Origin of the sequence: Pseudomonas sp. F01002 (assembly GCF_004402115.1) — a bacterium.
Taxonomy (GTDB): domain Bacteria; phylum Pseudomonadota; class Gammaproteobacteria; order Pseudomonadales; family Pseudomonadaceae; genus Aquipseudomonas; species Aquipseudomonas frigoris.
In genome coordinates, this window is the sequence record NZ_SOPU01000018.1 from 548511 (window position 1) to 556412 (window position 7902).

The 7902-nt window shown below is 59.2% G+C and carries 7 protein-coding genes; 2 read left to right on the forward strand and 5 right to left on the reverse strand.

What is annotated here, in order from left to right; genetic code table 11:
- Positions 1-5: 5 nt before the first annotated feature.
- The 3 genes from E3W21_RS16435 to E3W21_RS16445 form a co-directional block, all read right to left on the reverse strand.
- Positions 6-2039, reverse strand: a complete 2034-nt coding sequence (locus E3W21_RS16435; RefSeq protein ID WP_178084142.1) for an ABC transporter permease subunit — start codon at positions 2037-2039, stop codon at positions 6-8.
- A gap of 473 nt (positions 2040-2512) precedes the next feature.
- Complete coding sequence (locus tag E3W21_RS16440; RefSeq protein WP_057398950.1) at positions 2513-3514, reverse strand: phosphate ABC transporter substrate-binding protein PstS family protein; 1002 nt, start codon at positions 3512-3514, stop codon at positions 2513-2515.
- 274 nt (positions 3515-3788) lie between these two features.
- Complete coding sequence (locus E3W21_RS16445; protein WP_056738607.1) at positions 3789-5087, reverse strand: MFS transporter; 1299 nt, start codon at positions 5085-5087, stop codon at positions 3789-3791.
- A 365-nt stretch (positions 5088-5452) separates the two neighbouring features.
- Between E3W21_RS16445 and E3W21_RS16450 the strand changes: the two genes are divergently transcribed.
- Together E3W21_RS16450 and E3W21_RS16455 are read left to right on the forward strand one after the other, a co-directional pair.
- Positions 5453-5857, forward strand: a complete 405-nt coding sequence (locus E3W21_RS16450) for an acyl-CoA thioesterase (protein ID WP_134420990.1) — start codon at positions 5453-5455, stop codon at positions 5855-5857.
- Positions 5858-5914: 57 nt separating this feature from the next.
- Positions 5915-6814 (forward strand): D-hexose-6-phosphate mutarotase, encoded by a 900-nt coding sequence (locus E3W21_RS16455; protein WP_134420992.1) that lies wholly within the window; start codon positions 5915-5917, stop codon positions 6812-6814.
- Between the two features lie 113 nt (positions 6815-6927).
- Here the strand turns inward: E3W21_RS16455 and E3W21_RS16460 are convergent, their stop codons facing one another.
- Both E3W21_RS16460 and E3W21_RS16465 read right to left on the reverse strand, forming a co-directional pair.
- Positions 6928-7464: a DUF3299 domain-containing protein gene (locus E3W21_RS16460; RefSeq protein WP_129439890.1), complete on the reverse strand. Its 537-nt coding sequence runs from the start codon at positions 7462-7464 to the stop codon at positions 6928-6930.
- Positions 7465-7553: 89 nt separating this feature from the next.
- A complete protein-coding gene (locus E3W21_RS16465; RefSeq protein ID WP_129439888.1) occupies positions 7554-7799 on the reverse strand; it encodes a GlsB/YeaQ/YmgE family stress response membrane protein in 246 nt (81 codons plus the stop codon).
- Positions 7800-7902: the final 103 nt, after the last annotated feature.

Sequence of the window (7902 nt, forward strand, 5' to 3'; positions counted from 1 at the left end):
CTTTCTTAAAGCGACGAGTATTTCTTGCGCAGACGCTGACGAATCAGTTCCGCGAGGGTGTTCATGACGAAGGTGAACAACAGCAGCACCAGCGCCGAGAGGAACAGCACGCGGTAGTGGCTGCCGCCGACTTCCGATTCGGGCATTTCCACCGCAACGTTGGCGGCCAGGGTGCGCAGGCCTTCGAACAGGTTCATTTCCATGACCGGGGTGTTACCGGTGGCCATCAGCACGATCATGGTTTCACCGACCGCACGGCCCATGCCGATCATCAGCGCCGAGAAGATGCCCGGGCTGGCGGTGAGGATCACCACGCGAGTCATGGTCTGCCATGGCGTGGCACCGAGGGCCAGGGAACCGAGGGTCAAACCGCGCGGCACGCTGAACACGGCGTCTTCGGCGATGGAATAAATGTTCGGGATGACCGCGAAGCCCATGGCCAGACCGACCACCAGAGCGTTGCGCTGGTCGTAGGTGATGCCCAGGTCGTGGGAGATCCACATGCGCATGTCGCCGCCGAAGAACCAGGTTTCCATGTACGGGCTCATGTACAGCGAGAGCCAGCCTACGAACAGAATGACCGGAATCAGAATCGCGCTTTCCCAGCCTTCCGGCACTTTCAGGCGGATGGACTCAGGCAGGCGGCTGAAGACGAAACCGGCCACCAGAATGCCGATCGGCAAGAGCATCAGCAGGCTGAAGATGCCCGGCAAATGCCCTTCCACATACGGTGCGAGGAACAGGCCGGCGAAGAAACCGAGGATCACCGTCGGCATCGCTTCCATCAGCTCGATCACCGGTTTGACCTTGCGACGCATGCCCGGGGCCATGAAGTACGCGGTGTAGATGGCGGCGGCGACGGCCAGAGGTGCGGCCAGCAGCATGGCGTAGAACGCGGCTTTCAAGGTACCGAAGGTCAGCGGAGACAAGCTCAGCTTGGGTTCGAAGTCGGTGTTGGCGGCGGTTGATTGCCAGACGTATTTAGGCTCGTCGTAGTTCTCGTACCAGACCTTGCTCCACAACGCGCTCCAGGAAACCTCTGGGTGCGGGTTGTCGAGCAGCAGCGGTTGAATCTTGCCACCCGCTTCCACGATCACACGGTTGGCCCGTGGCGACAGACCGAAAATGCCTTGGCCATCGACCACCTGATCCACCAACAAAGTGCGGTGAGCGGTGCTGTGGAACACGCCGAGCTTGCCGGAGGCGTCGAGGGCGATAAAGCCTTTGCGACGTTCTTCAGCGGTGATTTCAACGATCGGCGCAGTGCCCATCTGGAAGTTACGAATCTGCTTCAGACGCAGCTCGCCATCGTGGTCGCGGGCCATGAACCACTGGGCCAGACCACCCTTGGAATCGCCGAGAATCAACGAAATGCCGCCCACCAGTTGAGTACTGGCAGTGATCTGCGCTTCGCCATCATCCAGCAGTTTGTAGCGACCGTTGAGGCTCTTGTCGCGCAGGCTGAACACGTCGGCCTGGGCACGACCGTTAATCACGTACAGCCACTGCTGACGCGGGTCGACGAAGATGTTCTTCACCGGCTCGGTCATCTGCGGCAGATCGATGCGCTTCTGCTCGTTGGTGACTTCGCCGGTCATCATGTTTTCTTCGCTGGTCAGCGACAAAACATTGAGTTGCGAACCGGTGGAACCGACCAGCATCAGCGTCGTATCGGTCGCGTTGAGGCTGACGTGCTCCAGGGCTCCGCCCGCCTCGTTCAGCGCAATCGGCGTTTCGCCATACGGGTATTCGATGGCCGGCGAGATGGTTTTCTTGCCGTCCGGGTAGCTGACTTTATAAGTGTGACGGAACACCAGCACCTGGCCGTTGGACAAGCCCACCGCCACCAATGGGTGGCCTGGTTGGTCTTCGCCGATGGAGGTCACTGTGGTGCCAGCCGGAATCGGCAGATCGACGCGCTTGAGTTCAGCGCCACTGTCGATATCGAAAAACAACGCCTGGCCCTTGTCGGAAACCCGCATGGCGACCTGGTTCTGCTCTTCCAGGGAGATCATCAACGGCTTGCCGGCGTCTTGCATCCAGGCGGGCGTGATGGCGTCCTTGGCGGTCAGGTCGGCGCCCTGAAACAGGGGCGCGACAACATAAGCGAGGAAGAAAAAGATCAGCGTGATCGCGCCGAGAACGGCGAGGCCGCCAACGAGGACGTACCAGCGGGTCAGGCGATCTTTGAGCGCGCGGATGCGGCGCTTGCGTTGCAGCTCAGGCGTATTGAAGTCAATTCGCTTGGGGGGATTAGTCGTCATGGTGGAATTGGCCAGATCATTCATTCGCACACCCTAGCGATCCTGTATGACAGAAAGATGACAATGCAGTGACACAACAAATCCGCCGCCTGTGGGAACTGGCAGCGGACCGGAAATTTGGGGGTATGTGGGAGCGGGCTTGCTCGCGAAGGGGCCGTCACTTTCAACGTCAATGTCGAATGATCCACCGCTTTCGCGAGCAAGCCCGCTCCCACATTGAACCCGGGGATTACCCCGGGTTCAGGGTTTTACTTTTTTGCGACTTCAGCGCCGCCTTCCGCCAGACCCAGGTCAGCCAGTGCTTTTGCAGCAACCTTGGCTGGCAGTGGGATGTAGCCGTCTTTCACTACAACTTCCTGGCCCTGTTTGGACAGAACCAGTTTCACGAACTCGGCTTCCAGCGGGGCCAGAGGCTTGTTCGGGGCTTTGTTGACGTAAACGTAGAGGAAACGCGACAGCGGGTACTTGCCGTTCAGGGCGTTTTCTTCGGTGTCTTCGATGAATTCAGTGGTGCCTTTTTTGGCCAGGGCCACAGTCTTCACGCTAGCGGTTTTGTAGCCGATGCCCGAGTAACCGATGCCGTTCAGCGAGGAGCTGATCGACTGCACGACCGAAGCCGAGCCTGGTTGTTCGTTGACGTTTGGCTTGTAGTCGCCTTTGCACAGGGCTTCTTCTTTGAAGTAGCCATAAGTGCCGGATACCGAGTTACGACCGAACAGTTGAACTGGCTTGTTGGCCAGGTCGCCGGTCACACCCAGGTCGCCCCAGGTTTTGACTTCGGTTTTAGCGCCGCACAGACGAGTGGACGAGAAAACTGCGTCAACCTGTTCCATGGTCAGGTGCTGGATCGGGTTGTCTTTGTGTACAAAGATCGCCAGGGCGTCTACTGCAACCGGGATAGCGGTTGGCTTGTAGCCGTACTTCTGCTCGAAGGCAGCCAGTTCGGTGTCCTTCATCTTGCGGCTCATCGGGCCCAGGTTGGCGGTGCCTTCAGTCAGCGCAGGTGGCGCAGTGGCGGAGCCAGCGGCCTGAATCTGGATATTTACGTTCGGGTATTCTTTTTTATAGTTCTCAGCCCACAGGGTCATGAGGTTGGCCAGGGTATCGGAGCCGACGCTGGACAGGTTGCCCGACACACCAGTGGTTTTGGTGTAGCTCGGGATAGCAGGGTCAACAGCGGCAACCGCGTTGGCAGTCGCAACGCCAGCAGCGACAAAAGTCATTGCCGCCATCAAACGCTTCAGTTTCATGCCTTACTCCTAGCAGATAGGTGTGTTAAGTCGGGGCCAAGTATCAGCAGGCCGTGTGAACACTCTATGGCTGAAATATGACAATTAGATGAAAGGCCAGCATTCGATCTTTTGCAGGGAGATCGCGTCATCGTTCTTCGCGAGCAAGCCCGCTCCCACATTTAACCGAGTTTCTCAGTGAGAACGCGGTCAACTGTGGGAGCGGGCTTGCTCGCGAAGGCGTCAGTGCAGTCAATGCAGTCAATGCAGTCAATGCAGTCAATGCAAAGGGAGCTTAGCGACCTTTCTTCCAGAGGTACGCACCCACCAGAATCCCGACACCGCAAATGATCGCCACGTAATAGGCAGGCCCCAGCGGGCTTTCCTTCAGCAGCAGCGTAACGACCATCGGGGTCAGGCCGCCGAAGATGGCGTAGGCCAGGTTGTAGGAGAACGACAGCCCGCTAAAACGCACCACCGCCGGGAAGGCTTTGACCATCACATACGGCACTGCACCGATGGTGCCGACCAGCAAGCCGGTCACGGCGTACATCGGGAACAGCCAGTCCGGGTGGTTGAACAGGCTGTGGTAGAAGGTCCACGAACTGATCAGCAACGCAGCACTGCCGAACACGAAGACACGACCGGCGCCGAAGCGGTCAGCCAGTGCACCGGAGGCGACGCAGCCCAGGCTCAGAAACACGATCGCCAGGCTGTTGGCCTGCAATGCGGTGGTGGGCGAGAAGTGGTAGACGGTCTGTAGCACGGTCGGGGTCATCAGGATGACGACGATGATGCCAGCGGACAGTAGCCAGGTCAGCAGCATGGAAATCAGGATCGCCCCGCGATGGTCGCGCAACACGGCGCGCAGCGGCACTTCTTCAGCCAGGGCCTTGCGCAGTTGCAGCTCGGCGAATACCGGGGTCTCGTGCAGCCAGCGGCGCAGGTAAACCGAGAACAGGCCGAACACGCCACCCAGCAGGAACGGAATCCGCCAGGCGTAATCCGAAACTTCGACCGGGGTGTAAATGCTGTTGATCGCGGTGGCGACCAGAGAGCCCAGCAGGATACCGGCCGTCAGGCCGCAGGTCAGGGTGCCGCAGGCGTAGCCGATGTGCCGCTGCGGCACGTGTTCGGAAACGAATACCCACGCGCCCGGCACTTCACCGCCAATCGCAGCGCCTTGAATCACCCGCATCAGCAGCAACAGGATCGGCGCCCACATACCGATCTGCGCATAGGTCGGCAGCAAACCCATGATCAGGGTTGGCACCGCCATCATGAAAATGCTCAGGGTGAACATCTTCTTGCGTCCCAGCAGGTCGCCGAAGTGCGCCATGACAATGCCGCCCAGTGGCCGCGCCAGATAGCCGGCGGCAAAGATCCCGAAGGTCTGCATCAAGCGCAGCCACTCGGGCATGTCGGCCGGGAAGAACAGTTTGCCGACCACCGTGGCGAAGAACACGAAGATGATGAAATCGTAAAACTCCAGCGCGCCGCCCAAGGCAGACAGCGATAACGTCTTGTAGTCGTTGCGAGTCAGCGGACGTGCGGACTGGGTTGGCTGCGCGATGCTCGAAGGCGCTGTGGTCATGGCAAGGCTTCTCTTATAGTCGGATCTGCAACCCCAACAACGCTGGCGGAGGCTTGGGCAGGTCCGGCACGATAGCAAATTGTTCGAAAAAGCACATAGAGGTGCGTATTTGACGGTCGAAATGAGAACCGGACGGTCGTCTCGGAGTCTACCGATCGATATACTCGCAATCCTGCACCTGCTTGTAAGGGGTTGCTGTGCGAAAACGTCGTTGGCACCTGTCAGCCGATTTCGCAGAGTTTCCCTTTAGGCGCCTTACGAAAAACGTGACGAACGTAGTATGTTCGGGGCTGAATCGTTTTTCCTTGAGACGGCTATTCACCTGAAGTACTTATGAAGAGTCACGGGTCAGAGGCACCCCCGGCATGATAGAGCTCGAACAAGAAGATCCAATCCCGCAAGGCGACCTTGCCCTGCAAATTACCGCGCTTCCCCGCGAAACCAACGGCTTTGGCGATATTTTCGGCGGTTGGCTGGTGTCGCAGATGGATTTGGCCGGCACCGCAATGGCCAGCAAGGTCGCGGGTGGCCGCGTGGCGACGGTGGCGATCGACCGTATGGCATTTCTGGTTCCGGTAGCGGTGGGCGCTCAGCTCTCCTTCTATACCCAGGCGCTGGAAATCGGCCGCAGTTCGATCCGAATGATGGTCGAAGTCTGGAGCGACGATCCGCTGTCCAGCGAGTGGCGTAAAGTGACTGAAGCCGTGTTTGTGTTCGTCGCCATCGACGGCAGCGGTCGCACCCGTTCGGTTCCGCCTAGAGCTCGTTAAACACTGCGACCTTTCTGCGGTCCATTGCAGTCATTGTCCCTGATCGAGAGTTGCCCCATGAGCACGCCCAACGTTGAAGCCGTGAAACTGGATGAACTGAACTGCTGGCGCATCCGCCACGGTCAGGCCGAACTGCTGGTTGCCCAGCAGGGCGCGCACATCCTCAGTTATCAGGTGGCCGGGCAACCGCCGCTGATCTGGCTCAACGACGAGGCAGTGTTCAAGACTGGCAAGAGCATCCGCGCCGGGGTTCCGGTGTGCTGGCCCTGGTTCGGCAATCTGCCGCGCAACCCGCAGAGCGTTCAGGCCATGCGCGTCAGCAACGAAGCGCCGACCGCCCACGGGCTGGTAAGGGCGATGGACTGGGAACTGGGCGGCATTGAAACCGAGGGCGAAAGCCTGAAGGTGGAGTTTGTTCTGCCTTACCCTGAAGGCGGCTTGCCAGGCTGGCCGCATCAAGTGGACTTGAAGCTGAGCATTCGTCTGGATGAACAACTGCACATCAGCCTGACCAGCCATAACCAGGGCGCTGACAAAGTCACCATCAGCCAGGCACTGCACAGCTATTTCGCGGTCAGCGATGTACGCGAAGTGCATGTCGAAGGGCTGGATGGCTTGAGTTACATCGAAACCCTGGACGACTGGAAAACCGTCACTCAGACCGGCGATCTGCGTTTTGTCGGCGAGACCGATCGTATCTATCTCAATACCCCGGCGAAGCTGAGCATTGTCGATCCGGCCTGGGAACGGCGCATCGAGCTGACCAGCAGCGGCTCACGCTCGGCGGTGATCTGGAATCCGTGGATTGATCGCGCTGCGGCGTTTAGTGACATGGCCGATGATGGCTGGCAGCGCATGCTGTGCATTGAAACGGCGAATGTGATGGATGATGTGGTGACGCTGGCGCCGGGTGCCAGTCATACCCTCGGCGTCAGCATCGGCAGCAAATCCCTCTAGCACCACAAAACCAATGTGGGAGCGGGCTTGCTCGCGAATGCGATGTGTCAGTCGACATCAATGTTGCCTGACACGCCGCCTTCGCGAGCAAGCCCGCTCCCACATTTGAATCTCTACAAGTCTGATTCCTTCACCACCCGCACCTTCGCCGCGTCCAGCGCATACGCTGCGTCAGCCAGGTCGTTGTTGACCTTCTCGACCTTCAGCGTGCCGGTCACCCACAGCGGTGTATAGATGTCATTCAGCTTCAAACCTTTCGGATAACGCACCAACACCAATTGATTAGGTGGTGGTGGCGGCACGTGGATGCAGGCGCCCGGATACGGCACGAGGAAGAACAGCGTGCTGCGGCCCTGGGCGTCGGATTCCAGCGGCACCGGATAACCACCGATGCGGATGTTCTTGTCGTTCATCGACGGCACGGTTTTGGTCGAATACATCACCGCCGGCAAGCCCTTGCTCTGCCTCATGCCACCCTTTTGGGTAAAGGTGCCATTGGCTTCGGGGGAGTTGTGGTCGATTTCGGGCATGGCCTCGAGGGCTTTCTGGTCCGACTTGGGCATCAGTTCGAGCCAGTCGGTTTCCGGCAGCTCGCCGGCATGGGCGAGGCCCGAGCCCAATAAAAGGAAAGTCAGTAAAAGACGGCGCATGGAGGTGCTCGGCAAAGGAGAGGACGGTGCAACGCCGAGCATTCTAGCCCTCTCTGCGTGCGGCGCAGAGGGGGCTTTGTCGCTTTGAGTCAGTTCTTTCTGATCAAGCCGAAGATCACCAGCAACACCACCGCGCCGACCAGCGCACCGATGAAGCCAGCGCCTTCGCCCGCGTGGTAGATGCCCAGAGCCTGGCCGCCGTAAGTGGCCGCCAGCGAACCGCCGATACCGAGCAGGATGGTCATGATCCAGCCCATGCTGTCATCGCCCGGTTTCAGGAACCGCGCCAGCAGGCCGACGATCAAGCCGATAAAGATGGTTCCGATAATTCCCATGGCATTTCCCTCTGATTGAATGGCTATGCAGAAGCCTAGTCAGTCTTCTGCATCCTGCCATGAGAGAACGGCGGACCCTGAATGGTTCCGCCGCTGCCACATG